The 25622-nt window shown below is 64.8% G+C and carries 24 protein-coding genes and 3 pseudogenes; 16 read left to right on the top strand and 11 right to left on the bottom strand.

What is annotated here, in order from left to right; all coding sequences use genetic code 11:
* Positions 1-283: 283 nt before the first annotated feature.
* Positions 284-1303, bottom strand: coding sequence for a tyrosine-type recombinase/integrase (locus IU450_RS34030; protein WP_195153822.1), 1020 nt, complete (start codon positions 1301-1303; stop codon positions 284-286).
* A gap of 571 nt (positions 1304-1874) precedes the next feature.
* Between IU450_RS34030 and IU450_RS34025 the strand changes: the two genes are divergently transcribed.
* Entirely contained in the window at positions 1875-2630 is a 756-nt protein-coding gene (locus tag IU450_RS34025; protein WP_195153821.1) for a phosphohydrolase, read from the top strand.
* A 484-nt stretch (positions 2631-3114) separates the two neighbouring features.
* Entirely contained in the window at positions 3115-3750 is a 636-nt protein-coding gene (locus IU450_RS34020; protein WP_195153820.1) for a hypothetical protein, read from the top strand.
* Positions 3751-3927: 177 nt separating this feature from the next.
* Here the strand turns inward: IU450_RS34020 and IU450_RS34015 are convergent, their stop codons facing one another.
* The 3 genes from IU450_RS34015 to IU450_RS34005 are packed head-to-tail and all read right to left on the bottom strand — an operon-like array spanning position 3928 to position 5610.
* The gene (locus IU450_RS34015) at positions 3928-4767 is read right to left on the bottom strand and encodes a helix-turn-helix domain-containing protein (protein WP_195153819.1); all 840 of its coding nucleotides are present in this window, start codon (positions 4765-4767) and stop codon (positions 3928-3930) included.
* A complete protein-coding gene (locus IU450_RS34010; RefSeq protein ID WP_195153818.1) occupies positions 4764-5294 on the bottom strand; it encodes a DUF6879 family protein in 531 nt (176 codons plus the stop codon). Before IU450_RS34010 ends, IU450_RS34015 begins: the two co-directional genes overlap by 4 nt.
* Entirely contained in the window at positions 5272-5610 is a 339-nt protein-coding gene (locus tag IU450_RS34005) for a hypothetical protein (protein ID WP_324197925.1), read from the bottom strand. The genes IU450_RS34010 and IU450_RS34005 overlap by 23 nt, the downstream gene beginning before the upstream one ends.
* A gap of 194 nt (positions 5611-5804) precedes the next feature.
* Between IU450_RS34005 and IU450_RS41465 the strand changes: the two genes are divergently transcribed.
* The 10 genes and pseudogenes from IU450_RS41465 (at position 5805) to IU450_RS33960 (ending at position 15939) form a co-directional block, all read left to right on the top strand.
* Positions 5805-6560 carry a histidine phosphatase family protein gene (locus IU450_RS41465; RefSeq protein WP_416382934.1) on the top strand — a complete coding sequence of 252 codons (756 nt, stop codon included), beginning with the start codon at positions 5805-5807 and terminating at the stop codon, positions 6558-6560.
* Positions 6547-6945 (top strand): annotated as a pseudogene (locus IU450_RS40295) (SAM-dependent methyltransferase); the annotation flags it as partial. The gene IU450_RS41465 and the pseudogene IU450_RS40295, both read left to right, overlap by 14 nt.
* A gap of 70 nt (positions 6946-7015) precedes the next feature.
* On the top strand, positions 7016-7477 hold the full coding sequence (locus tag IU450_RS40290; RefSeq protein ID WP_228835516.1) for an SAM-dependent methyltransferase: 462 nt from the start codon (positions 7016-7018) through the stop codon (positions 7475-7477).
* Positions 7478-7547: 70 nt separating this feature from the next.
* Positions 7548-8345 carry an SAM-dependent methyltransferase gene (locus IU450_RS33990; RefSeq protein WP_195153816.1) on the top strand — a complete coding sequence of 266 codons (798 nt, stop codon included), beginning with the start codon at positions 7548-7550 and terminating at the stop codon, positions 8343-8345.
* 381 nt (positions 8346-8726) lie between these two features.
* On the top strand, positions 8727-10364 hold the full coding sequence (locus IU450_RS33985; RefSeq protein ID WP_195153815.1) for an FAD-dependent monooxygenase: 1638 nt from the start codon (positions 8727-8729) through the stop codon (positions 10362-10364).
* A 186-nt stretch (positions 10365-10550) separates the two neighbouring features.
* Entirely contained in the window at positions 10551-11912 is a 1362-nt protein-coding gene (locus IU450_RS33980) for a cytochrome P450 (protein ID WP_228835515.1), read from the top strand.
* 12 nt (positions 11913-11924) lie between these two features.
* A complete protein-coding gene (locus IU450_RS33975) occupies positions 11925-12878 on the top strand; it encodes a hypothetical protein (protein ID WP_195153814.1) in 954 nt (317 codons plus the stop codon).
* Positions 12879-13071: 193 nt separating this feature from the next.
* Positions 13072-13704: a dTMP kinase gene (gene tmk, locus IU450_RS33970; protein WP_228835514.1), complete on the top strand. Its 633-nt coding sequence runs from the start codon at positions 13072-13074 to the stop codon at positions 13702-13704.
* Positions 13701-14504: a hypothetical protein gene (locus IU450_RS33965; RefSeq protein ID WP_195153812.1), complete on the top strand. Its 804-nt coding sequence runs from the start codon at positions 13701-13703 to the stop codon at positions 14502-14504. Before tmk ends, IU450_RS33965 begins: the two co-directional genes overlap by 4 nt.
* Positions 14470-15939, top strand: a complete 1470-nt coding sequence (locus IU450_RS33960) for a B12-binding domain-containing radical SAM protein (protein WP_195153811.1) — start codon at positions 14470-14472, stop codon at positions 15937-15939. Before IU450_RS33965 ends, IU450_RS33960 begins: the two co-directional genes overlap by 35 nt.
* A gap of 4 nt (positions 15940-15943) precedes the next feature.
* Here IU450_RS33960 and IU450_RS33955 read toward each other — a convergent pair whose 3' ends face one another.
* From IU450_RS33955 to IU450_RS33945, 3 genes are all read right to left on the bottom strand, one after another.
* Positions 15944-16399 carry an NUDIX domain-containing protein gene (locus IU450_RS33955; protein ID WP_195153810.1) on the bottom strand — a complete coding sequence of 152 codons (456 nt, stop codon included), beginning with the start codon at positions 16397-16399 and terminating at the stop codon, positions 15944-15946.
* Between the two features lie 195 nt (positions 16400-16594).
* On the bottom strand, positions 16595-16936 hold the full coding sequence (locus IU450_RS33950; protein ID WP_195153809.1) for a dihydrodipicolinate synthase family protein: 342 nt from the start codon (positions 16934-16936) through the stop codon (positions 16595-16597).
* Between the two features lie 202 nt (positions 16937-17138).
* A complete protein-coding gene (locus IU450_RS33945; RefSeq protein WP_195153808.1) occupies positions 17139-17876 on the bottom strand; it encodes a hypothetical protein in 738 nt (245 codons plus the stop codon).
* A 1920-nt stretch (positions 17877-19796) separates the two neighbouring features.
* Here IU450_RS33945 and IU450_RS33940 point away from each other — a divergent pair.
* The 3 genes from IU450_RS33940 to IU450_RS41460 all read left to right on the top strand — a co-directional run bounded on the left by IU450_RS33940 (position 19797) and on the right by IU450_RS41460 (position 22352).
* Positions 19797-20318 carry a hypothetical protein gene (locus IU450_RS33940; protein WP_195153807.1) on the top strand — a complete coding sequence of 174 codons (522 nt, stop codon included), beginning with the start codon at positions 19797-19799 and terminating at the stop codon, positions 20316-20318.
* 117 nt (positions 20319-20435) lie between these two features.
* Entirely contained in the window at positions 20436-21182 is a 747-nt protein-coding gene (locus tag IU450_RS33935; protein ID WP_195153806.1) for a hypothetical protein, read from the top strand.
* A 741-nt stretch (positions 21183-21923) separates the two neighbouring features.
* On the top strand, positions 21924-22352 hold the full coding sequence (locus IU450_RS41460) for a hypothetical protein (protein WP_195153924.1): 429 nt from the start codon (positions 21924-21926) through the stop codon (positions 22350-22352).
* Here the strand turns inward: IU450_RS41460 and IU450_RS41455 are convergent.
* The 4 genes and pseudogenes from IU450_RS41455 to IU450_RS33910 all read right to left on the bottom strand — a co-directional run.
* Positions 22294-22731 (bottom strand): annotated as a pseudogene (locus tag IU450_RS41455) (transposase); the annotation flags it as partial. The gene IU450_RS41460 and the pseudogene IU450_RS41455 sit on opposite strands and share 59 nt — an antisense overlap.
* A 73-nt stretch (positions 22732-22804) precedes the next feature.
* Positions 22805-22858: pseudogene (locus IU450_RS41450) on the bottom strand (hypothetical protein); the annotation flags it as partial.
* A 1-nt stretch (position 22859) separates the two neighbouring features.
* Positions 22860-23102 (bottom strand): hypothetical protein, encoded by a 243-nt coding sequence (locus tag IU450_RS41445; protein ID WP_195153803.1) that lies wholly within the window; start codon positions 23100-23102, stop codon positions 22860-22862.
* A 156-nt stretch (positions 23103-23258) separates the two neighbouring features.
* Positions 23259-24887 (bottom strand): hypothetical protein, encoded by a 1629-nt coding sequence (locus tag IU450_RS33910; protein WP_195153802.1) that lies wholly within the window; start codon positions 24885-24887, stop codon positions 23259-23261.
* A gap of 168 nt (positions 24888-25055) precedes the next feature.
* Between IU450_RS33910 and IU450_RS41440 the strand changes: the two genes are divergently transcribed.
* Complete coding sequence (locus tag IU450_RS41440; protein ID WP_195153801.1) at positions 25056-25298, top strand: transposase; 243 nt, start codon at positions 25056-25058, stop codon at positions 25296-25298.
* The last annotated feature ends 324 nt before the right edge of the window (positions 25299-25622 follow it).

Below are 25622 nucleotides of genomic sequence, written 5' to 3'. Positions count from 1 at the left end.
TGAAGCCGCCACGGCCAGTCGCGCCGACACGCCGAAGAATCTGTCCAGCTGCTGACCAATGCCGCCGCTGGCGTCAGGACATGCGTTTCGGGCTGCAACATCCTCGGCGAGTCGGGCATCACTGATCACTGCCGCCACGGTCCGCAGGAACAGCTGGAGATCGATCGCATCGCCAGCCACAAACCACAGTCATCTCGGCTATCGGTAACTGTGATGGACGCGGTGCAGATTCGCACGCGACCCGGCGCGGGGCCGCTCGTTCTTACGATCCGGTAGGTCAGCATCACAGGTCGAAGGCCAACTGGTCGTTCGTGGGGGCTGTGTCCGCTGGATGCTGGTTGCGACCGGGCGGGGCGGTGTCTGATACGGCCATTGCTTCGGCGATCTTGCGGGCGAGGCGGGGTTCGAGGGGCAGCTGCAGTGTGTGCAGGCGCTGCGGGTTCGGGCGGGTCAGTCCCATGGTTTGCGCGACGATCCACGGTTCGATGCCGGATTCCAGCATGCGGGTGTCGAAGGTGTAGCGCAGGGTGCCGGGTGAGAGTTCGAGACCGGCTTCGCGTCCGATGGAGCGCACGATGCGGTCGATCGAGCTTGAGGAGATGCGTCGCCGGCGCTCGGAGATGAACAATGCGCGCGGCCGCAGCGCGCCGAGCATGGTGCGACGTTCGGCCAGCCACAGCTCCAGCAGGCGTCGGGTGCTCGCCGCCAGGACAACCGTCCGAGTGGTGCCGGAGAGCCCACATACCTCGAGATGACCCGACTCGGCGCGAAGTGCCAGCCCGTCCACGTCTACAAGACGGACTTCCGACAGCGACAGGCCGTTGTTGAGTAGCAGGCCGATGATCGCGTGGTCGCGGTGACTGCGTGCCGCGGCGGCACGCAGTAATGCACTCTGCTGGTCAGCGGCGAGTGTGCGTGTTGTGCGTGGTGGGTGTTTGATCCGCGCGAGTGTGGTCGGCCCCACGCCGCGCCACTGATAGAAGGTGTTGATCGCCGCCCGGGCGAGGTTGACCGTCGATGGCAGCACCCGCCGCTCGGTGATCAGATGATCGTGGTACGCCAGCGCGACTCTATCCCGGGCAGCCGGATTATCGAGCGCTTCTTGACGATCCGCCCGGGTCTCCAGCCATCTCAACAGGTCCGTGACTCGTTCACAGTAAGTCTCCCGAGTCCGCTGTGACAGATCGTCTCGACTTGCCAGATACGTCTCGAACCGATCCAACTGTTCACGCGCCCACAGCGACCGCGGCGCGGACTTCCTCGTCGACGCCTTCTTTGCCACCGCGGTGACGGCGTTTCCCATACTCACCTCCCGGCACGATCTGCCTGTCGAGGATCCCACCCGCCACCGACAATGCGCCACTGAAAACGATTAGTGCCCAACCGGGCGCACCCGATGGGCACTAATCGTGGATAGAATTGTAATCCGCGCCGCGAAGGCGCAGGTCCGGATCAAGCAATGCGCCAGGAATTCTTGGGCGTCCCCGTGAGTGACCCAATCGGCGCATGACTGTTCGACTCCGAACCGAGCACGATCGGAGTTTCACCCTCTTCGCGAGCACCGTTTAATCGCAAAGGCAGAACCAGCCGCGCACTGGCGGGACCGGCCAGGGCGCCGACGACGCCGTTGCGCAGAGTCCCTATCGAACAGCAGCAGTCATCCACGAGGACGGTCTCGCAGCCATCGCCTGTCTTGCACCCACTATGGGTATCTGCGTGGTCGCGTTCGTACAAAGTGGGGCGGCTTCTTCTCTTGACGCGGGACGCCGTCGATATCAATTCTGTTATGGAGGCATATCACATTCAGCGGACCGGTCGAGCGCCGTTTTCGAGCACGCCCATATTCCGTTGCTATCACGAAATCGAGGTGTGCGATGGCACCCCCAGAGGGATTCGATTGGAACTGGGCTGTCACCAGTGGAGGAAATTTGACCCGGCGGCAGATGAATCAATTGATCGGAATTCTGCTGTTCACGATGCCGACACTGCTGGGTGGCCGCGTCGCGTCGTTCTTCGGGGTCCGAGTACCCGCGACGCGGCTCGATGAGGCGGCGCTGCGGCCGCCCGACACCTCCGTGGCGGTGGCGGCCGAGCGAGAGGCCCGTAGCGTGCTCAGCCCCAGCATGCTCGAACATTCCTACCGTGTCTGGGCATTCGGCAAGACGCTGGCGCAGGCACACCACGCTGAACTCGACGACGAACTGTTCTTCACCGCTTCGATGCTGCACGACATCGAGCTGGAACATCCACACCCGAACCGCTGCTTCGCGATCCGCGGCGCCGAGCACGCCGCCCGACTCCTCGCCGAACTCGGCATGCCGGACGATCGCCTCGCCCTCGTCCGCGACGGCATCGCCGGACACATGACCCTGGGAGTCGACTCCGAACTCTCCGACCTGGCCGGGGCCCTGTCCGCCGGCGCCGGTGTCGATCTGTTCGGTAATCGGTTGCAAGAACTCGACCCACAGTGGGTCGCAGAGGTCATCACACGTCATCCGCGGTTGGACTTCAAGCGCGTCGTCATCGACGCCGTCGCCCGCGAGGTCGCCGCTGTCCCCGACGGGCGAACCGCTCTGCTCAACAGGTTCGGATTCGATCTGATGGTTCGCACTGCTCCGTTCCCCGAGTAGCTCAGCTCACCTGCAAGCAACTGACTCGAACCACACCATCGGCTCCGCGGCCACGAATCTCTCACGGAGCCGCCTCGCGGGACCCCTCCGGTAGCGGCGTGGCGGTATCGCGCTGGCGGCCATCCAAAGCCTACGATTCCCATGACTCGAAAACGGCTGTCTCCCTGCGGATGTCAGAGACGACGTCAGGGGTGGGCCAACGCAAGGGGGAGTGCAGCGAACCATGCTGATTGGGTGCGTGATCGTCGTCATCATGCTCGCTCTTCTGGCGGGCGCCGCCGCGGCGATGTCGTGGGATCCGCGACGCCGACCTCACGGCTCGCCTCCCGCTGCACCAGTTGCGCCATCGACAAGAGACCGGACCGCGACAGCAGACGCCCGGCCGGACCACGCCGCCGGCAGAGATGGCCGATCGTGACCGACTCGCAGCGCGCACGGGGCATCTGTGGATGTGCAGGGGCAACGCAGGGAGGAGTCCGCAGCGATGAGTGAACAACACGCGATGGCCGGCCGGTTCGCGGCACGCAACCGCTACGCCGCCGAATGCTCACAATGTTCCGTGCTCGTACTTCCCGACGGCGGCATCCTCCGCAACGACCCGCTCGACGGCCCCATCCTCTGGTGCATGACCTGCCTGGCCCTAAACCACAACCCGCACGCCGAAATTCGTCCCTCGACCCCTTTTGCGGCGCAGGTCATCACAATCGCCGTCCTCGGCTTCCCCCGCGAATGCTGGCGCTGCGGCGCCGAAGTTACCTGCGTCGCCGGGCTGTTTCCCTACCGGCCCGGCATCGGCTACCGAAAGCTGATCACCACCGAGGACGAAGCGGGGACAGCGATGACCGTCGCAGCCCGCCTGCTCGCCACCATCGGTCGTCGCGACATCACCGCCACCATCCGCCCCGCCTACAGCCGAACCCTGCAAGCAACCACCATCGCCATCCACTGCACACACTGCCGCACCATGCAAGGCAACTACTTCACGGCCGAGGAGACGATGCATCGAGTCCTCAACGCCGGAATAGACGGACTCGACATCCTCGGCCGCTCCCCCAGCCCAACACGAGAATGGCAGCAACTCGTCCACGACGACCGAGTCGTCTTCATGATCATCGGGTAGGTGTCCCACCGCCTCCTCCAGCGGTAGCCGCCGAACCATGACTCGGCGGGACGAGCCCGCTGGTGCTCGGGTAAGTGAGACGTCGTGTCCCTCGACTTCTAACTCGCAAGTACTCCTCGGCCGAGGTCGGCTGTGTCGGTGGCGCACTCTGCGTCAGCTGGTCGGCGCACTCGCTCATCATTGAGTCATTCCGCGCCGCCGTGCTCGGCTGATGAGCTCCCGCGCGTCGTCTCCATATGCGGCTTGGTGGCGAAGACCGTCCCAAGCCTTCTCGTACAATACGAGCTCAGAGGGGGTAGTCACCGAAAGCTCGGCGCTCAATGTCTCCACAAGCGCCAATCGAGCATCGTATAGCGCGAAACTTGTCGTGGTGTAGACGAATCGGTAATCGGTGGGAACGACGCCAACCACGAGGCGCGGGTTGCCGAATCCGATCTCGAGCAGGTGCCGCAGTTGCCCGTCGCGGGTCTCCTCGTCACCAACTTGGGTGTAGAGAACCGGTTCGTGAAGCAAGACCGAGAACTTCGTGCGACCCCGGCGCAGTGCTCTGCCTCGCTCCATCCGTGCGGCGACGGCCGCCTCCAGATCGTCGAACGTGCCCAGAAACCCGATACAAGTGGATAGAACCGCGCGTGCGTATGCCTCGGTCTGCAGTAAACCCGACACCAGCACCGCGGAATAGATGCGCACCGCATGCGCATCAGTGTCCAGTTTCACGCCGCGACGTTGTCGACGGGCATGTCCGCCGGCGGTCACGCGCTTCCATTCCAACCACTGCGCCCGAAGATTGCGCAGTGACGCCACGAGGTCTGGGAGTGCATATTCTGCGCCGCAGATCCGGCACCAGTCCGCGAGGTCGGACTCGCTGGGAGTCCGTTCACCTGTCTCGTACCGAGAGACCTTCGACCAGTGCCAACCCGCGGCCGCGCTGAGTTGCCGCCCGTTCAGGCCTGCGTCCTTGCGAAGCTCACGCAGTCGCGCTCCGAGCGCCTGCCTGCCACGGGCGACGTCGTTCACCGGCGTTGCAGGTACTCAGCGTAGGGAGTGGAGGCCGACCACACGCGGTCTCGAACCTCGGCGGCGTAGGAGACGATGACGGGATCGTCGGTCGAGGCGGCACCAACCCAGTAGCCGCGTTCGTCGAACAGGCTGTAGGCGACGAGGTCGTCATCGATGAGCCAGAAGTCGTCGGCCGCGGCGTCGGCAGGATCTGCGTCGCGCCGCGGCAAGTACCGTACGTCTTCGCCTGCCGCGACATTGTGGCGCGTCAGCGCCAGCAGATACCTCGTGTAAAGGGTGTGTGGTTCGGACACGATTCGGGCTCGTTGCATCACCACACCACGTGCGACCGCGGCGGTGACCTGCTCTTGCCATCCGGTGAACCACTCGCCGCCCGGGTCGGTCGTCTCGTCTTCACGGAACGCCGCCAGGGACGGTTCCTCGTTCTCTGTCAGGTAGTCGTCCCTGGTTTCCAGATGGAACGCGCGTTGCTTTGCCGTCGCCAGGACCGCGCGGAATGGTTCAGCACCCAGCAGTAGCCGCATCCGGGCGCACCTCCTGTCCGATGGGAATCTCTACTGCGGTCTCGTGAGCGGGAATTTTCATCTGCTCCAATGCCTCGGGGTCGACGACCGGCTCGCCGGACAGGATGAAGGTTCCATGCCCAGTGTCGGTCAGTCCGACCAGACAGGTGCCTGGCTCGCTGTAGGCGAGCAGGCGATGAGGGATCTCGATTCGATCATCGCTGTCGGTCCTCCATCCTTGCACCACCAGGGTTTCCCGGTCGCTGGCATACAGCCGAGGCGAGCCGTCGCCACCGGACTCGCCACCGATAAACCGTACTTTCATGCAGTACACCACCTTTGCAGTTGAGTGTGGGAACGGTCGAATCGTTGCAGCCCAACAAGTTGCAGGTCAACCAGTCTGGCACTTTCTGGCACTTTCATGGTGGCCGCTCACCCACGCCCCATACCGTCGAGACACCCAGAACCGCGACAGGTAGAAGGAAGTGAGTCACGTTGGCACCCAACGGCACACGCACGCTCACCGTGCGAATGCTCCTCGTTCGCGCCGGCCATTCACCTGCCGACGACCGCAACGAGTACATGGGCCCTCAGCGATGCCGCGGTCTCGACAGTACGGGCCATCAGCAGACCCGATTGCTCGGTGACCGACTCGCACACGAGCAGCTCATTCCTGCGGCGATCTACCACACCGATGTCGCTCGAGCCGAAGACACAGCCAACATAGTGTCGGCGCGCCTCGGGCGGCCACCGACAACGCCCGCCCTCCGATGCCGCAACTATGGAGCTGCCGACGGTGCTCTGGTCGACGACGTTCTCGCGGCATTCGATCCACCCCTCGAACAGACGCCCGACCGCCCCCTTGCCCCAGGAGCGGACTCGTGGACGACGCTGACCGCCACCGTGGGCCGCGAACTCGGCGACATCCTGGGCCGACACGTCGGCGACACTGTGCTTGTCGTCTGCGACGAGGACACAATCTCGGCGAGCTTCCAGCTCTACTACGGCGACTCGCCTTCCATTGCACAGACACGGCGGACTGCAAACACCGGCATTACCGAGTGGATGCTGACACCACACAGCGACTCCAAGCCCGGATTGCAGAGATGGCAAGGCACGGTGCTACGCCACAACAGCCTCGCACATCTACCGAACTCGCTCGTCACCCCACGCAGCCACCGGCTCGCCGAGAGCCCTACCCCCACTACGCGAGGCCGTGCGGCGCACCGCGAGACGCGCCCACTCGGCACGTTGTCGTCCCACTCATTTCGCGATGCCGCCGATTAGCCGTCGCACTGCTCGCGATCCCCGTTCAGGAGCAGCTTTGACGATCGATTCGCCTCCTCAAACCGGTGTGCGCGTGCCGGTAGGCGTGGACACGACACGCGCGAGCATCGCCCGCGTCTACGACGCCACCCTCGGTGGCAAGGACAACTACGAAGTCGACCGCTACGTGCGCGACAAAGTCGCCGAAGTCGCGCCGCGGCAGAGCGATGTGGCCCGCATGAATCGCCGCTGGCTGCACCGCGTGGTGCGCTATCTGGCCGGGACCGCCGGCATCGACCAGTTCCTCGACATCGGCGCGGGGCTGCCGACCGTCGGCAATACCCATGAGATCGCCCAACAGCAGAATCCCACCGCGCGCGTCGTTTACGTCGACAACGACCCGGTGTGTCACGTCCACGGCCGTGTACTGCTCGAGCGTAATGAACACACCCGCTTCGTGCCCCGCGGATCTCACCATGCCGAAGACCTTGCTGTCGCACGACGAGATCGTCCAGCATCTCGATCTCACCAGGCCGCTGGCGCTGATCCTGTGCGGCATCCTGCATCACGTCGACGACGATCTCGATCCGGCCGGGATCATGCGTCAGTACATCGACGCGCTGCCCGCAGGCTCCTACGTCGCCATTACACACTTCTACGACCCCGATGACTGCGATGAAGCACACGAGATGGCGCGTGAGCTGGAACGGCGTTTCATCGAAATGGGTCTGGGCTCCGGCTGGTACCGCACCCGCGGGCAGATCGCCTCGTACTTCGGTGATCTGGAACTGATCGAGCCCGGCTTGGTCGAACTCGACGACTGGTGGCCGATGGGCCCCGCGATACGCCCGCGGCTGACCGAGGAACGTCTACTGCTTGGCGGCGTCGGCCGCAAGCCTTTCCGAAACGGCAACGTGACACACCTTCTACGTCGCTGACTCCCCTGCTACGAGGCACTGCCGCCAGCGGGATCCCCTTACCACAACGTCTGTTCAGGAGCCCACCTCTATGCCCGAAGACCACAGCCCCCTCATCCGGACCGACATCCCCCACTCCGCGCGGATCTGGAACTACTGGATGGGCGGTAAGGACTACTACGAGATCGACCGCATCGCAGGCGACGCCGGCATCGAGGTCGATCCGGACATCACCACCATGGCGGTGCAGTCGCGCCAGTTCCTCATCCGCGCCGTGCGTTACCTCGCCGGCGAGGTGGGCATCCGCCAGTTCCTCGATATCGGCACCGGCCTGCCCACCATGCAGAACACCCACGAGGTCGCCCAGACCGTCGCGCCCGAGTCCCGGATCGTCTACGTGGACAACGACCCCCTTGTGCTCACGCACGCGCGGGCGCTGCACACCTCCACCACACCCGAAGGCGTCACCACCTACATCGACGCCGACTACCACGACCCCGAGCGGATCATCGCCGACGCCAAGAACGTCCTCAACTTCAACGAGCCCGTCGCCGTGATGTTCATGGGCGTGCTCGGCCATGCCAAGACCTACGACGATCTGCTGCGCATCGTGCACACAGTGCTGGATGCGGTGCCGTCGGGCAGCTACCTGGTGATGTGGGACGGCACCGACGACAGCAAGTCCTATGTCACCCTGTGCGAGAACTACACCGGCACCGGCGGTGTGCCCTACTTCCCCAGGCCCCAGGCTCAGCTCCGCAGCGCCTTCGACGGCCTGCAGATGGTGGAACCGGGTTTCGTGTCGATCACGCAGTGGCGTGCAGGCGACACCGAGGTCGGTGAGGTCCGGCCGATCTCCGCTTACGGCGCAGTAGCGCGCAAACCGTAGAGCGATGGACGACCGCCAAAGACTTCAAGACTTTCGCGAGCGTCGTAGATAGCGTGCGAATAGTTATAGAAAGGCGTGATCACCATTATGGTCGAGTCGAGTCATTCGAACCACAGCTGTGACCGTGAGCGAACGCTACGAAAAGAGACGCGCCGGATACTTTGCTCGCGGTCGTTGATGCGGTCCGGAAAGTAGGGTGTCAGACCGCCAGCTCATCCGGCGGTTCAGGCGCTGACACCTTACCCCGCACTGCTGGGCGCCTACCCCAGAGTTTCTGTTGCGCACCGGAGTTGCGCAGTCATGTGCCTATTCGTGCTGTTGCTGGACTACGCCGAATCGAGGCCTATTCGGTGGTCGTTAAGGCTGGATCAGGAGTTATTCATGTCTGTCATTTCTGCGTCGGACCATCGAGTTGTCGTTGTGGGCGCTGGCGCTGCCGGATTGATGACCGCCTTGGAGCTGTGGCGGTGGGGCGTCCCTTGTCTGGTGATCGACAAGCGGCGCGGCCCGGCATCGAATTCGGCTGCCATCACGCTGCATTCCTCTACACGTGAAGACCTCGAAGCGGTCGGGCTTGCCAGTGACGTCGATGCGGCCGGCATCCCCAGCTACTCGATGGACTACCACTTCAAGCAGGCGAAGGCTGTCGATGGCGGGCAAGCCGGTCCGCGGCTGGACTTCACGCGGTTGAAACCACCCACATACCCGACCAACTACTCCGAAATCCTCAACATCCCCCAGCGCGAAACCGAACGCATCCTTCGCGAGCGCCTCGAATCACTCGGCTGCGAGATTCTCTGGGGAACCGAACTGCGGAAACTCACCTGCGATGAATACGGCCGCGTAACCGCGACGTTGGTCAAGCCTTGCGGTGAGGTGGAGGTAATCCGTCCTGAGTGGCTGGTGGGCTGCGATGGCGTATACAGCACCGTGCGCAGCCAATTGGGCATCGAGTTCGTCGGCACGTCCTACGACAACGATCTGTGCATGACCGACACCGTGGTTTGGGGGCTTCCCCTCCCCCGCGACCGTCTGCACTACTTGATCTGCGATCAACGTCTGATATTCCTCGCCGCCCTGCCCAGTGATCCGAAGGCTCCGCTCTTCCGCGTCATCGTTGGCGAGCTCGGCAGCGGCGGTCCCCGAACCAATAACCCGCATGCGCTGTTTCAGACGGCACTCGACGTGCACTTCGGCGGTGCGGTCATCGTCGGCGAACCGAAGTCGACGCCAACACAATTCACACTCGGGCAGCGCCTGGCAACTCGTTTCGTCCATCCTGGCGGCCACGTCATCCTGTGCGGTGATTCTGCTCATACCCAAACCATCGCTGGCGGGATGGGATTGAATCTGGCCCTCCAGGACGCGATCAACCTCGCAGCGAAACTGGCAATGGTCGTGCAAGGACTCGCCAATCCCTCGCTCCTTCATTCCTACGAGCCGGAACGCCGCCAGGCCGCGGTCCAGGCCGGCGACATCGCCCGCCGCATCCATGGCGTGATCATGGACCCTCGCACACCGCTCGAGCAGCGGGTCGCCACAGCAGCCGAACTGAACGACGACGCAGTGGGGCTGATCTCAGGACATCGCCTCAACTATCGAGGCACCGCGGGGCGGATCCCCGGGCTCACGGCACTGGACGGCCTGGCCGCCGGTGACCGCGCCCCCAACATAGCCATCACACGCAATCAGCGCGTGCATGATCAGACAGACCACTACTACACCTTGCTCGGTGTCCAGAACGAACCCGACTCGGCCGCGGCGTGGACAACGCTCGCGCGCAAGGTCGAAAGCCGTTTCGGACAACGGGTGCGGTTCACGCTGGTCACTCCGCCGGGCGTCCACACTCTCGCACCAGTCAACGCCCTCATGGCCGAATCAACAGACTTCCACGAGGTCTACGGTGTCCGCGGCCGCAACTCCCTGTGCCTGCTGCGCTCCGACCGCCATGTCGACACGCGATGCCTACACATCGAGCACGACGCACTACTCAACCAGCTCGGCACTGTCTTGACCTGATCCCGACCACCCAAAGTGCGCGGTGCCGGTGCACCGAACTCTAGGCGAGCCGTTTCGCGGCCCTCGGACCTGATTCGAGCGCTCGGCACTACCGAAATCGTCACCCTGCTTCGCCGCACGCCCGTGTCCGACCCGCCTCTATCGGACCTGCTTGTCCTGCTCAACCTCTCATTCGGAGTCGCAACGATGACCACCCCACCCACACCAGCGAGCTCGCCTTCCACGACCACGGGGATGTGCCCGGTCTCGCACGGATCCCCTTTCCCTACCAGTGACCCGCGCATTCCGCTGTACGGCCCGGACTACGCAGCCGATCCGCACCGCTTCTATCGCGACCTGCGCGAGAGGTTCGGGGCGCTGGCGCCGGTCGAGCTGGCTGCAGGGGTTCCCGCCACGCTCGTCCTACGCCACGAGACCGGGGTTTCGATCCTTCATGACACTGCCCACTTCGGATCCAATCCGAGCATCTGGCAGCAGAGCGTGCCCGCGGACTCGCCGGTGCTGGCCATGATGCGGTATCAGGACGCCGCCAGGTTCAACGACGCAGACGCCCACAAGCGCCTTCGGAAGGCCTCAGCCGACGTTCTTGCCGGGATCGATCTGTTCGACATTCCCGCTTCTGTCGAACAGATCGCTGTTCCGCTGATCAACTCCTTCTGCGAGCACGGCCACGCTGACCTGCTCGAGCAGTACGCCTCCAAGCTTGTGCTCGAGGCCCTCAACCAGCTGATCGGCTGCCCACCACACATCGGTGACTGTGTCGCGACCGGGATGGCGCTGCGCTTCGATTCCGGCGGCGACGCCGCCCGCGGCATGGCGATGCTGCGCGAAGCGCTGATGACGCTGATCCGGCTCAAGCGCGCCGCCCCGGGCGATGACATCACCTCACGGCTGGCCAGCCACCCAGCCGGGCTCGACGACGAGGAGATGTTCGCCCAGCTGATGAGCCTCTACGGCGCCGGATTCGAACCGCAACGAAACCTGATCGCGAACACCGTGCTGCTGGCGCTCACCGACGAGCGGTTCCATGGCGGCCTCCACGACGGGAGCTTGTCGACACGAGACGCCTTGGACGAGGTCTTGTTCGCCGACCCGCCGATGGCCAACTTCGCCATCCGGTACCCGCTGCAGCCGATGATGCTCGATGGCACGTGGCTGCCCGCCCACCAACCGGTCATCATCAGCCTCGCCGGCTGCAACGACGACCTGGCGACACGCGGCGGTGACCGCACCGGCAATCGCTCCCATCTGGCGTGGGGCGCTGGACCACACATCTGCCCCGCGAAGTCCGTGGCGTATCTCGTCGTACAGCACAGCATCGATCAGCTGCTTGACGCACTGCCCGAGATGCGACTGGCTGTCGCTGCCAACGAACTGCGCTGGCGAACCGGCCCGTTTCACCGGGCCCTGGCCGCACTGCCGGTCACCTTCCCCCCATCGCCCCCGTTGGAGACAGGACTGTGGTCCATCGCCGGAGCCCCAAACACCGTGGCGGCGGTCGGTGACCCAGCACCGCACCGACGCCCCCTTCGCGCCGGCCGGATGTGAAGGACCTCGACGGTGGGTGAGATCGACGATGACGATTGCGACGAGACCGACGCGCAGTACCGCGAACAGCTCGACCGCGCCGAGACCTATCGTTGGGATGGGATCGCCGCGAAGCTACGCGCTGCCGGACCCCCGCCGCGCACACTCGCGAAGACCCCGGTCATCCTCGAGACGCCGTTCGCCAGTGACCCCGGCCACTTGCTCGCGCTGCTGTGCGCCGCTGCTTCGGATGATTTGGCACTGGTCGTGACCAACGACGCCGACGACCACGCCACGCGATACGCCCGCTACGTCCTGGACCTGGCCGGGCGCGACGACGTGCCCGTCGTCGCGCAGGCCCAGCGACGAAAACTACACCGCGCGTTCGATAATGACGGCAGGCCAGCCCCGCCCATCGAGGGCCCGAGCGCTGATGTGCTCGCCGCGGTTCGAAAGATGTGCGCGAGCACATCTGCCGCTGTTCGCTGGATCGGCACAGGCTGCCCCACCACGCTCGCTCACGTGCTGAACGAAGACATGCAGGTCCGCGAACGTCTCGCTGTCACGCAGTCCGACAACGGATTTGCTCGCGACCCTGTCGGCGCCGCGAAGGTCATCGAGACCGTGGAGGATCTGCTGCTGGTGCGCTCGGAGACGGTAACCGACGCGACGATCACCGTGCACCAGAAGCTTTGGGCGGCCGCCTGCTGCGCACCGGTCGCCTCGGAACTCGAAGCGTATCTCGACCGCTGGCCTGCCAACCCGGTCTGCTCCGCACTGCCGGTCGCGACGACCGCCGCAGGATTACTGATGCCGTCAGCCGAGTTCACGCGACGACAGGTGGTCGTCAACGATTCCGGGCAGATCAACATCGATCCCGCCAACGGCCATCGGCGATGGATCACAATGCAAGTGAACGACGTAGATCTGTGGTTGGGAAAGCAGTTGGCGCGCTTGCCCATTCCACGTGAAAGGTCGCGGCCATGACCGGTGGACAGGCCCTCCCTGACAGCAGGTTACGAACAACTACTCCCCTTCGCCGGTTCCGATGCCGCGTTCCCGGGCGGAATGACGCAGTCCCGGCGAAGGTGAACGACTTGCCCGAGCACCCGGGGAACGCCGGAGGCAAGCCATATCCGCGCCAGCGCCCGGGTGCGGTGCGGCGATGAAGGAGCAGCGGATGGCGGGACGGTTGGTGACCTTCGACGGAGCCGGCGGAGTCGGCAAGTCCACCACGGCCAACGCCACCGTCGATCACCTGCAAAGCTCGGGTATCTCGGTCTACTCCGCGCGCCAGCCGAGCACCACCGCGCTCGGCTCCTACGTTCGCGCTCACGCCGACACCTACACCGGAATGACGCTCGCCTGCCTGGTCGCCGCGGACCGGCATCACCAACAGGCCACAGAGATCGACCCTCAACTAGCAGCGGGCAAGGTCGTGGTGTGCGACCGGCATCTGCCCTCGAGTCTGGTGCTGCAAGTCCTCGACGGTGTGCCCGCTGAAAAGGTGTGGCAGCTCAATGAAGGTGTGCGGGTGCCGGATGTGGCGGTGTTCCTGCGCGCCGACCCCGCTACCATCTCCAGCCGTCTGACTGCGCGCGGCGCGCACGACCGGTTCGAACGCGATCCAGTGCGCAGCACCGCCGAGCAGGTGAAGATGTTCGATGACCTCGCGCGGAACTTACGCGCACGTGGATGGCCGGTGCATGTCATCGACTGCACCGACCTCAGGCCGCACCAGATCGCGGCTATCGTCGCCGACCTGGTCGTGGCCCTGCTGGACGAGCAGACGAACGAAGGGACAACTGCATGATCATGACCGACCATCCCGGATGGCTGCGAACCGACGACGGGATCGCCTACCGGGCCCTCGCCGCCCGAGGATCGGCTGCGTTGATCACTGTCGCCTGCGATGACACCGGCGACTACATGATCAGTATGGGCGGCGGGGAATACCGCATGGACACTGTCGTTCCTTCCCTGTGCTTGGCCGGGCCCGCCGACCTCGTCGAGCCGCTCAAAGCCGCTGGCCCCGTGGCGCGGGTGGCCAATCCGTCGCTGTGGGACGCGCTGTCAGCGGCGCTCATGCGGCAGGTGATCCAAGCCGGTCATGCCCGCACACGGTACATACGGTTCTGCACCGCCTACGGCGAGCCAGTCAGCCGGGACGGACTCACAGCGTCGCTGTTCCCCTCACCCGAGCGCATCCTCGACCTGTCCGATGAACAATTCCGGCAGGTCGGCGCCGCGTTCCCCAAGTGTGCTCTGCGCGCGGCCGCCCGCGCGTTTCTGGCCCAGGGATCGCGGTGGGAGAAGCTGCCGCCCGCTGAGCTGGTCACCACGCTGCAAACCATAGACCGCGTCGGTGGATGGACTGCGCGGACCGCGGTCGCGGACTACACCAACGACTTCTCCTTCTACGACTACTCCGACATCGCCGTTCAGCCCGCCGCCCGGCGGCTCAATCCCGACCGGCAATGGCCACAAGGGGCGCGGGCCTTCAAGGCCGCGTGGGAGGAGCTGGCCGGAGATCAGCTGTCCGCGTGGACTCTTCTCACACTGGCATGGGGGATCAACAATGGAAAAACACTCCAACGCGCAGGCGTCTGCTGACCTGATCGCCGGCTACGACCCGCGACACCGGATCGATCTGCTGCTGGTGAACGCGCCCCTGCGCGACTACGCGATGCGGCCCCGAGTCAACGACTTCACCCTGCCCGTGCTCGGCATGGGCTACATCGCCACCTACGCCGCCCAGCACGGCTACAACGTCGGAGTTCTCGATGCCGAAGCCCACGGCCTCGGCATCGAGAACACGATCGCGCTAGTCAACACCGCACGACCGCGCTGGGCCGGCTTCAACTTGCTCGCGCCGACCTACACGATCTCCGCGACCATCGCCGCAGGCCTGGATCCCGACATACTTCTCATGCTCGGCGGTCACCAAGCCAAGGCGATGCCGACACCGATACTCACCGACCCCCGGATGCGCCGCTGCGCCGCCCTGGTGATCGGGGAAGCCGAAACGCGCGTAGTCGAACTGCTCGACGATCACCGCAACCGAGCACGGCTGCCCGGGGTGATGTGGCTGGACCCGATCCTGAAAACACCGGTCACCGGCGGCATCCCGGGCGAGCACCACCACCTCGCGCCGGATATCGACACGCTGCCGTTCGTCGACCGAACCTACCTGTGCCAGGACCCGCACTTCGAGACCGGGCGCTGGGAGGCCAACATGGTCGGCGCCCGCGGCTGCCCCTACAACTGCTCGTTCTGCGGCGCCGCGGTCAGCGCCAACCCCGACACCACCATCCGAGTCCGCCAACCCCACGACATCATCGAGGAAATGACCCTGCTGCGTGACCAGCTCGACGTGCGGGCGTTCCGGTTCGTCGACGACCTGTTCCTCGGCTGGAAAAAGGTCATCAAAACAATGATGGACGCCTTCACCCGCGAACGGGTCGGGGACTGGGCATGCTGGGACGCCACCGGCCGCATCAACGTCCTCGACCACACCACCGACGCGATGCTCGACGTGTTGGCGGCCAACGGGCTACGAGAAGTCGCGCTCGGCATCGAAAGCGGCAACGAACGCGTGCTGAACTACATCGACAAACGCATCACACCCGCCATGGCCTCCCGCGTCGTGCGGCGGCTGCTCGAGCGCGGCATCAACGTCAAGGGCTACTTCATCCTCGGCTTCCCCGGCGAGACGACACAGGAGATCAACGACACCGAAGCCCTGATCCACCAATTGTGGAACGCCACCGACCAGCTACCCGGATCGTTTCGAGCCAGTGTGTTCGAGTTCCGGCCCTACCCCGGCACCCCGGAATGGTCCCGGCTCATGGCGACCGGCCGCTACGCCCCTGAGCAACTCCTCGACTACACCCCCGTCGACCTCACCGCGGGCGGCGTCGACGAAACCATGTACGGGCGCGACGAGTTCAACTTCTCCGTCGGAATCCAGCTATCGGAAGCACCGATCGATTACGTGCGTGACAAACTCACCGAACTCAGCCGCGCACAATACACACGCACCCACTGATGAGCTACACGGTGGTCAGGACTGGCCACCCGTGCTCACTGAACGACGCCCTCGCACCGTCGAGAAATGCCCGAATCCCGATCTCGGGGTACTCGATGATGTCATCAGGCAGGTCATCGAGCCGGAACCAGGCCACCGCCGAACACTTCTCCGGCTCCCGGTTCACCGGCTGCCCCGACCACCGCTCCGCGCGCAAGAACACACCCAACCTCGGCTCCGGGCCCGAACCAGCCACATGCACAATGTGAACCGGACATAGATCCGCCGGGTCGATCGTCACACCGACTTCTTCGAAGGCCTCACGCGCTGCAGCCGCCGTGATCGGCTCTCCCCCGTCGAGCTTGCCCGACGGCAAATGCCAACGGCCCGCGAACACGTCACTGCCGGCACGCTGCGTCAGCAGTAAGCGATTGTCCTCGACAAGCAAGACATGGACATCGATCAAGTGGCGGTCTGCCATCGCATGCAACTCCTGGGATGCTCGGTAGTCGCGCGGAACACTACGCCACACCAACCTCAGTCGAGTGGTTCTGCCCGGACGTGTCCGGCGATCTATACACCGCCTCGGCTGTGGGGCGCTGCCGCGGGTCCGTAGCGGGCAATCACCCTGCAACCGGTGGCGGCATCGGCGCCAACTACCCTTCGGGCCGCCGGATCATCGGACGCCCCAGCAGTGGGTTCGACAGCCACAGTTGGCGACCGGCCGCCCCGCGTCGGCGTGCTCCTGGGCATGCCGCGCCGCCGCGCGAACATCCTCTACCACCGCGGCCCCGGCATGCGCGATCACCGTGCCCGCCCACTCGCCGCGGCAGTGCTCGACGACCGAACGCCGCTCACCGGCGGTGAGGCCGGCGAACTCCCCACTCGTCCCGTTCACCAAGATCGTTCCGACCCCTGCGGAAGCGAGCAATTCCAAGTAGTCGGTCAACGCCGCGAAGTCGATCCGCCCAGAACGCTGGAACGGTGCGAGAACGGCTACGACCGCAGAATCCACCATCCTCTGATTCAACCGCGAGTCGCCGCCGCAGCGAATCCCGGCCGCTCTGGCGAGTGCAGCAGCTGCACGCGCCTGAATCGGGGAAGCGGCAGGACTGTCGCGTGGTGTGGAGCGAATCGTGGCCGGATGCGGTCGCCCGGGCCATGATCGAAGGACTTCTTGTCTGCGCTGGCGCTGGCGAGGTGCGCAGAAATGCCCTCGGCTACCGGCCCTGTGGGTTGCGCGACACGCTGTTTTTGAGGACATCGCGGCCCGGACTCGGTGACGACTTTGTCCTGATCCGTTTCATGTCCCGCGAGCGCATTCCGAGTTGGAGGTTCGGGCCGTCTGTGTACCGGTGGGGGTAGCCAGCGATGAGGGCCGCGGCGATGAGTTCGCCGTTGGTCACGTATGTGCCGATCGCCTTTTCCACCATGTGTTTCATGTCGTAGCTGCCGACGGTTGGCGTCTTGATCGGTGTGAGGTTCGCCCGCAGCCAGGTCGCGATTTCGACCACCCAGACCTCCTGCTCAGCAAGCGTTTTGCGCTCGTCGGTGAGTTCGGCTTGCCGCTGCGCGGGTGTCTGCCCGGGCTGCTTGTAGACACCGATCCCGAAAGAGCCGAGCTGCGGGTGCTGCTCCATCACCTCAGCCAAGCTGAGCATCGGCCCGAACATCACTAAGGGTCGCGCCGCAGGCGTCGCGGGAGTTGCCGTTCTTTTGATCGGGGGTTCGCCCCGGCGTCGGCGGCAACTGGCGTGTTCGCAGTGGGCCCCGTCGGGCGCCGCGCGCACCGTCAACCGCGACAGCGCGCCGGCGGCGTCGAGGGCAGCGGCGATACCGGCCAGGTGTTCGCGCTTGGTCACGACGTACCGGCCACCGTCGATCCAGATCCACAGACCTCGTTGCTCCGTGGGGCGGTCCTGCAGCGCTCCAGCGACCTCGCGGGCCAGATCGTCCAACTTCCACCACCCGGGGCCGCGGCTGATGGTCAACGCGATCAATGGTCCGTGCTGGGTTGTCGTTTCCGCCCACCACTGGCAAGAATGCGGACGGGCCCAGCTGGCGAAAGGGGGAAGGATCTCTACTCCGGCGGGAACCTTGTCGGTGTTGGCCGCGACGGGAGGATTGGGCTCGCCGAGTTGTCGGCGGGCAACCATGTAAGGGATACCGGCCTCGGTTCGATGGGAGCGGATCGCGGCCTTGCGGCGGCGGTTGCGAGTCATCATGTGCTCCGTCTCGCGGGAAGTCCCACGTCCAGTCCCGCCATGGGTACATGAACGACCTGGCGAACGGCTGCTACGCGATTCGGGTGGGAACCTTGTCTTCGCTGCCGTGGCGGACGTGGGCCATCACGACTCGGAGCGGGCACGCGTAGCCGTGCCACACGGCAGTTTACGCCGCTGCCTGCCCCCGCGTCGCCCACTGCGCCGAAACAGGCGGTCCGATCTCCTCCCCGTCGACCGAGGGGCTACCGTCCGTCCGTGGCGCAATTCAGCGCGGCCGCTGCGGATTCGTCGAAGCGATCCCTGGTGCTAGTTCTCGTGTATCGGTAGGCACCCGGCCCGACTCCGAGCCGATACAGCCCCGCGTGCTTCAGCGGCGGTGAGGACAAGGTCCGCCCCTGCAGGAGGATCGTGTCGATATCCACACCTCGACGAGAACGTGGACGCCGCGGGACTCTGCCCGGAATCGGATCGAGAAGACGCGTAAGTCGAATAGGAAGGCCCGAATCCGCGCTCGGATGGCAAAACAGGGCGTCAAATACTCTCGCGCCGCCCGTGACCGGAACAACGAAGCCCACAGCCCGTCGACGTCACAGTCCAAGCCCGCCACGGTAATCGTGGCCGATGGACGCCTGCTCGGTGCCGGCGGTGTGGTGGATGTGCAGCAATGCGTGGCCATGACCGCGCGAGGCCGCCGCTGCCGCAACCCGATCGAATACGGGCAGAGCGCGGTATGGGACGTACACGGCCGATACCGGCTGGACTGGTCGGCAGAAGATTCGATACACCTCAGAAAGTTAGGCCGCTGCGCCGTCTACACATTCGATCGAGCCGGCGGAAGGGCCTTGCCCAGCCCCGCAGTCCCATCGCGAACCGAAGGTGTCGTCGAGTACTCGACTCGTATCGCGCATGGTGCGCGCACCGGTCACACCGCGGGCATCCGGTCGCGCCCATCGAGCGCGGCCACGTCATATCGCCGCGCACGACCGCGCGCAGAATCGGCGCTTCGCGGCCGCGTGCACCAGCCGTTAACGCAACAAGCGCAGAACCGTGCGCATCGTGCTCGCCGACGTTGTGAGCGAGTTGCCCTGTCGATCCCTCCACCGCGCACGATGTGCATGCTCAGTCTTCGCTGTGCCCGGTCGTGCCTGGCGCGTGCAACTCTGTAACAGGCCACGCGCGGGCGGCCGGATTTCACCGGACCCAGGGGTGCCGGCCGGTTGTCCAGGATGGCAGCCAGGCAACGCGCGTTGCGGCGAGGAAGCCGCTTCCCCTGCCGCCGCTCCAGCATCCAACGCCGGCATGTCTCGGCCAGCAAGCTCGGTTCGACCGTGACCGAGGTGCACCCGAGGTGGACAGCATCGCGCGCGCCCTGGATCGACCAGCCAGCGAAAACATCACGAGACCGGGCGCGTCCACTACGCGCGCAATGAGCGCGCACACCGCGCGCGGTGAGACAATCGGCGCAAGTCAAGCGGCAAGACCGTTCCGCTCGGAGTGGACGGGGAAGCAGTTCCGGCGCGGCAGTGTGGCGACCTTGCCCAGCCACTAGGGCGCGGCGCTCGGTGTGGTCAGGGACGATTTCGGCGGTCGACGACCACCGGGACCGATACGATCAAAGCCAATCGCGGCAGCAACGTATCGAGGGGATGAGGCATGGCCGATCTCGCATCCGTCTATGAGGCAGAAGCTCAACTCGCTCCTGAGTGGGGTGAGTGGGCCGACCTGCGTCGTTGCTACACCCAGATCGACACACTCTTCGACGAAACCCTCCCCGCGGTCCCGGTCGCCGAGGACTTCACGACCGGTGAGAGCGTGCCGCCACGGCCCCCGGCCGGACGCTATACCTCCTACATGCTCGAATGGGTGGAACACGGTGCGTTCGCACTGTTCCCGACCCGGGAAGCGCTGGAAGACAACGCCGTTACCGCTGACCAACTCGTCTGCTACCTGACCGAGTACCTGGTCCGCAACGCTGGCGGACTGATTGTGAACGTGCCCGCCAATGGCAGCCCGGTGTACGACGGGATCGGGCCGTCGGTCTGCTACGACTACACCTCCGAGGTGGACAACCCGGTGGACATGCTGCTGACGATGATCGAACACGGTGAAGGTTTCACCGACGATATCGCCGACCGCATAGACGATTACTGCGATTCGGGAGCGCACCCACGCTAGCGGGCACCCTGTGCGGCGGCGGGGGGACGGTCGAGGATGTCCGAGGAGGACGAGAGACGCCGCCGAAGCGAACGATCCCGCAAAGCGCGCGCCCGTGGCCGCCACTTCCATCGAGGGATGGCGCAGCAACGCGGCGAAACCCGCGCGAACGGGTGGCGCCACGAAGCGAAGATCGAACTCGGTAAAGGCAAGGGAAACACGCGAGTTCACGACACCGCCCGAGTCAACGAGCAGGGTGGCCGGGACTTCACCGAGTACAAAAGTGGTGTCGTAGTCCGTGGCGACGCCCACACCCTCAATCAAATCCGCCTGGACCGGGAAGTACTGACCCGCGACCCACACGCAACGGGCACTTGGGTGATGCGGGTAGGGGCCGCGGATCCGACAGTCCGCAAGCAGCTCGACGGGCTGCGGCGCGACTTCCCGGAGCGCTTCCAGGTGGTGGAGGTGTCCCGCGCTGAAGCGGAGAAGGCACGCAAGCTCGGCCGGGCACTCGAGCAGCAGGCGCGCGGAGTGCAACGTGAGATGCACAACGTGCCGGAGCTGATACGCCAGCAGCAACAACGGCAGCAGGACGCGAAAGCACGCGTCCAAGACGCCGTACAGCGAGCCCTCGAACGCCAAGAAGCCCAGAAGGCAGCCGAGAACACCCGCCAGCAACAGCTCGACCGCATCCTGCAAGCCCGAGCGCAACTGCTGGCGAAGCTACCGCCCGACGTCGCCCGCATCCTCGCTGTAAGCATGCCGCCACCTGCCGAAGAGCTGAACCGGCAGCCGCCGACCCCCGGCACCGGCACCACCCGCGCCGGGCGGGAAGCCCGCGCACTCGCACGCGAACACCGGCGCGAAGCACGCGGACGCTAACCATCCACGAACCAATCGGAGCAACAGCCTCGGCACAAATACGCCGATACCGGCCTGCGCACCGGTCTGGACTCGGGGGTTACTGGTGGGATCGCATATTCAACTGTCGTGTATTGGCCCGTCCAGCTCTGGAATTGCTACTGAGGGTCCACCATCTGGGTCACCTCCCGCCGTCGCGAGCCGTTACTGGGCAACGGGGTCGTCGACGAAAAGCAGCTGCACGACCGGTGCGTGTCGCTGATCATGGAGCTGGACAACCGCTGACAGCGGCGTTCTTGGCCTCTGGCGAGTTCAGCGACAGATCCGCCTAGGAAGACCGGGTACACTGTACATAGCCATGGAGCCGACGACCATTCTGGGGCAGTCGCGCTGAGTGTCGCACGCAGCGCTGGATCGGCGGGGGCAAATTACCTTATACGTGCCAGTGGCCTGAATAAGCCTAACTATGCAACTGCGAGCCAGATGGAGCAATTAGGCAGAGACGTCGCTGACCTGATGAGCTATCACCTTGGGAAGGATCTTCGTGAGGGACTAGCAATGCTTCGGCAAGCGTCACGTGAGACCAGCTTGAATGAACGCGCCCTCTATCTACGTAACGCAGAACGCAGCTTTGTTGTTGCGGCAGACGATCACCACAACTCCCTCGGCGATCGAGCGGCGTGTTCATTCTGGGCGGCTATATGTGCCAGGTACCGGGGATCGGACGAGTCAGCAGTTCACTGGCTCCGCAAGGCAAATGAGATGGCGGCGACGATTTTCTCCAGCATCGCGCTGGTATGGTGCCACGCGGGCGCGGTTCAGTTTTGGCGACTCTGCGACTTTCCGGATGCTGTCATCCCAGAGTGGCTGATCAAGGAATACAAGCGGCAAAGAGCGCGCGCTCCACGCTTGCGACGAGCGCTCTTCGACAATTTCGTGGCAGGCGAGTCATATCTGGACACCCGCCCGATTCGGAAGCGGCTATTCCCTGAAATGGATGAAGCCTTAGCCTTCTGGCGCGCTGTTCGGGAAGTTGCCGAGCAAGTCGATCACGAACGCAGCTATCCAAGACCGCTAGTGGAAGTACAGGAATATCAACAGTCATTTTCGGTTGTACCCGTGATCCCTTTGTCTATCGGGGCTTATACCCGGCCGAGACCCGGTGCCATGCTCCGGCTGGGGCGCGGCTGATCAGGGTATCGACTCTACGGCGGCCATCGAGGTCGGTGATGGTGTGTCTGACCGGGACCTCCACGACGTAGGGCATCCGGTGCGCCTGCAGAAACGCCCGGAATCTCCCGTCACGCCCATAGGCGGAATCGGCGGTCACCCACCCGGCGGTCACGCCCTCGGCCAGCGCCCGGCCGATCATCGCCTCGGCCGACCGTGGCTTGGTCAAAACGCCTCGACTCCAACGGAGTTCGGGTACACCGGCGTCAACGCAACGATCACGGTCTGCGATCCATGATTCCGGCAGATACAACTCCCGATCGATCAACGCTCGGCCATGACGACCGGCATAAGCGAGGAACACGCCCAGTTGGCAGTTCTCGATCCTGCCCGCGGTGCCCGAGTACTCCCCGTTGCACCCCGGCTGAGCGCAGTCCCTTCTTCACAAACCCCGTCTCATCGACCACCAGCACACCATCTGGTGAAGCCAATGCCTCGACCGCATAGGCGCGGACCTGATCGCGCACGTCATCGGCACTCCAACCGCGCCCGGTTGAGCAGGTGCTGACATCCGTCGGGACTCACCGCCCCCGCCGCCTCGGCCAGCTGCCAGGAGTTCTTTCGCTCCACCGGCGCCAGCAACCCCGTCACATGCGCCTTCGCCCACCCCCGCGGCTCTGCCCGCCCGAACGCCCCCGCAACACGAGCGAAGACATCATCCAGATTCGCCCGCCACACCGAATTATTCTGCGCTACAACATCACCCAGCACACCGACAATCTACAGGTAACGAACTCCAACTGTCGTGCTAGTCGGCCCGCGCCGGTGCTCCTCGGCCTCGCGGCCCTCGCGCTGCCGTTCGTTCTCCTGCTCGTCGTTTTCGCGCGGTTCTTACCGGGATACCGAACTGGATGATGAACGGATCTGTCAGCGGGCGATGGTCTGGCCTGGACGCAGTACCCCTCCGCATTCACCCGTCTTCTGATAGTCGGGCAACAGGTTTGGCAGGACCCCACCCGAGTACTGGCGCAGTTGCTGGAGTTGCTGCTCGTCGCGCACGACGTCTTTGCGGACCCAGTCCTCGTCCGAGCCGGACGCTCCGTGGAATCCTTGGATCTGGTAGTAGTCGCGGGTCATTCGGGGGTCGACGGTGAGTCCGTTGTGCCACCAGGCTCCGTGGGTGTGCACGAAAGTGGGTTTGCGTTCCTCGAATACGTAATCCTCGAGGGTGATGGTTTCCTTGCCCGCGTAGATGTCGGCGATCCGCGATTCGGTGAGTCCGGCCATGTCGATCAGGCGTAGTCGCGATGTCAGCGAGCTTCCGCCCATGTCGGGCGCCAGCAGACTGCCCTGCTGGAGGCCGATGATGTCGGCGTAGCCGTTGACGTAGTGCCCGAATCGAGTGGCGATCCAGCACAGGGGCACGTCCGAATCGGCGCGATAGGACTCGGCCGCGTCGGCCAATGCGACACCGGACGGGATCAGCGCGCCGACCAGTGTCAGTGCGACCAGCGCCCGGCCGCGCGTGCGCAGCCTTGCCAGCAACTCCGCTGCGGAGACCACAACGACGAACGCGGCCAGCGCCCACACCGGAGTAGCGAACCGGAACTGCCCCATCCAATCCGGTTGCAGCACGCAATAGGCGACCATCGCCAGCGCCAGCGGAACCAACAGTGCGGCAACACCGTCACGCCATCTACTCGGACCGGCGAGGGCGAGCCCGACCACTCCGACAGCCGCGATCGCCGCGGGTGCTCCCGCGTACTGCACCAACTCACCGGCCCTGGTCAGGTCGTGCACGGTCGGCATCGCCTGATGCTTGGCCACCGCGGTGTTCGCGACGAGTCTGCCGAATTCGGTGATCCGCCATTCCAGGTACGCCCCGAACGGAATCGCGAAGGCGATACCCAAATACAGCACATGCCGAAATGCATTGAGCCACAGGGCACGTCGAACCAGTATCAGCGAAACCAGCGGATACGCGGCCAAGTAGATCAGGCCGTCGGGCCGCGTCAACGCCGCGAACGCCGCTATCGCACCGGCTGTCACCGCCACCGTCGGTGTCCAGAGCCGTTGGTCCAGCACCGCCAGGAACAGGTGAACGGCCAGCACGCACACCGCCAGCGCGAACAAGGAGTTCTCCAGCCCGGAGAAACACCAGATCACGAACGACGGAATCGCCGCGAGCACAACGCCTGTCGCGAACGTGACCAGCGCGGGCCACCGTGACACCCGGCGTGCGGCGACATAACTGGCGACGAGGATTCCGGCGCAGCACAGCAGCGCGATCGCCTTTGGATAGACGACGAAGTCCGGTACACCGAAGAGGGTGCCACGGTCGAACAGGCCGAGCCATTCGCCCAGGACCAGCGCCAGGAGCCAAGTGGGATTGGAGAATCCCTCCACCGGTTCGGCACCGGGCTGCAACACCGGGCCCAAACCGTTGGCGACGCTGCGGGCATACGCGAAGGTGATTCCCGCGTCGTCCACCAGCCAGTTGCCGTATCGCGTGGCCTGCCATGCCAGTAACAGCACACCACCCAACACTGCCGCCACTGCTGCCCACCGCGATCGATCACGTCGTTGTCGCAAGCCCTCCCGCTCGGTGGAAGCTTGCGGGCGCGCGATCACTACCTCAATCACTCATCAGATCCCAAGTTTGAAACGATGTAGCCAAGAACGCCCAAAACCTTAGCGTCCGTCGCAAATCCTGCTAGTCGACTGTTGTACACCGAGTTGGTCGACGGCGGCTGCGCCGAGGGCGTGACCGCCGGGTGGGTGACCGCCGATTCCGCCTATGGGCGTGACGGGAGATTCCGGGCGTTTCTGCAGGCGCACCGGATGCCCTACGTCGTGGAGGTCCCGGTCAGACACACCATCACCGACCTCGATGGCCGCCGTCGATACCCTGTGCTGCGAGGACGGCCATCGGGATCAGGGCGGCGCGGCGGCGGTGTACTATCGTGACCCGGGTCGACGACATGGCCGATGTCGAAACGTGCTGGCGGGGGCTAGCTTGAGCGTCAACCTCTGAGCCGGTGTTTCGGTGCCCCGGGTGAAGCCCTGGTTGATCATGTCTTCCTGCGACAGAAAGACTTTCGATAACCAAGGGCTTCGGTGAACAGTGTGCACGACACCGGCTGTGTCGATGCGGCTGGTGCCGGGTGACGACGCTGCTACGGTTACCGCGGACCAGCTGAGGACCGTGATCGGCAATCTGATCGAGGCCGGGCACTGGCGAGGGGGTAATCGGAGATCTGGGTCGTCGCCGACGCTGGCTACAACGCACCC

It is taken from the genome of Nocardia abscessus (assembly GCF_015477775.1).
Classification (GTDB): domain Bacteria; phylum Actinomycetota; class Actinomycetes; order Mycobacteriales; family Mycobacteriaceae; genus Nocardia; species Nocardia abscessus_A.
This window is presented reverse-complemented; position numbering and strand designations above follow the sequence as displayed.